At 73.4% G+C, this 1,179-nt stretch carries 1 protein-coding gene; it reads left to right on the top strand.

The genetic code is table 11. The annotated features are described in order from the left end of the window. Window positions 1–111 precede the first annotated feature (111 nt). Window positions 112–1,179: zinc ribbon domain-containing protein (locus ABZV00_RS37840; protein ID WP_355615482.1), on the top strand; the 1,068-nt coding region annotated here is incomplete at its 3' end.

Genomic DNA, 1,179 nt, shown 5'->3' on the forward strand with positions numbered 1-1,179 from the left:
CCGACGGTGCGGCCCCGCGATGGCAGAGTTCGTGTCGACCTGCCGTGGCGGGCCCCGCACACGCCGCCGCCGGTAGACGGGCACACGCGGGGGCTGGGTGTCGACTGGGGGGTGAACACCCTGCTGACCGCCACCGTGGCCGACCTCGAGGGCGGCTCCGTCGTCGTGGACGGGCGTCCGTTGCGGTTCGACGCGACCGGCGTGTCGGCGAAACTGGTGCGACTACGCCGCCACCGCGAACGCCTGCGCACCAAAGCCGACCACCTGACTCGGCTGCGGGACGGCCGGCCCGCCGACGCCCCCGCCGACTCGGCCCTGGCTGGCAAGCTTGCCTGCTTGGAGGCTGAACATGCGGCGGTGTGCGCCCGGATCCGGCACCTCAACCACGCGGTTGCCTGGTCGGCGGCGCGGTGGCTCGTCGACCACGCGACCGCGGCCGGCGCCACCGTCGTCTACGTCGAGAACCTCGCCACCCTCGAGGCGGGTGGCCGGTCACGCAGCCTCAACCGGCGACTGTCCGGTGCGGTACGCGGCGCCGTGTTCACCGCCGTCGCCCACCTCGCCGCGAAAGCCGGTATCGCAGTCGTGACTGTGCCGGCGCGTGGTACGTCGTCGGGCTGTCCCCGCTGCGGCGCTGCGGTCACGCATGTCAAGGCACCGGACCGGTGCGTGGCCGGGTACCGGTGGGCCACCTGCTCGTGTGGCCTGTCACTGGACCGCGACCACGCCGCCGCGCAACGCATAGCCGCCCGAGGCCTGGCCAACCAGACCAAAACCCGCCGCGACCGTAGCGGCCAGGCCGCGATCCGCACAGCCACCGACACACCCGTGCGGCGCCGGGCGCGTCGACCAACCCCAGCCGTGACAAGGCCGGTGCGGAACCGACGCAAAACAGCACCCACCCCGAAGCAGACCCGACCTGCAACTGCCAAAACCTCACGCCTGCTGCCCTCGCGACGGCAGGTTCCCGCCCCGACAGAACCCCCACCGGGAACTGGCGGCAAGCGTCCGGCGGGACGGACACCCCAGGAGACCAACCCGCCAGGGCCGGTCCGCCAGGTGCCGCACACGGCTTCCACCACCACCGCCCCGCGACACCCACACCGGGTCCGCAGGGCAACCCTCGGCCGCGGCTTCCACCGCCACGTACACGCCACCCCCATCACCAACCGGGACGGC

This window comes from Micromonospora sp. NPDC005173 (assembly GCF_040608515.1).
In the GTDB taxonomy this organism is placed as follows: Bacteria; Actinomycetota; Actinomycetes; order Mycobacteriales; family Micromonosporaceae; genus Micromonospora.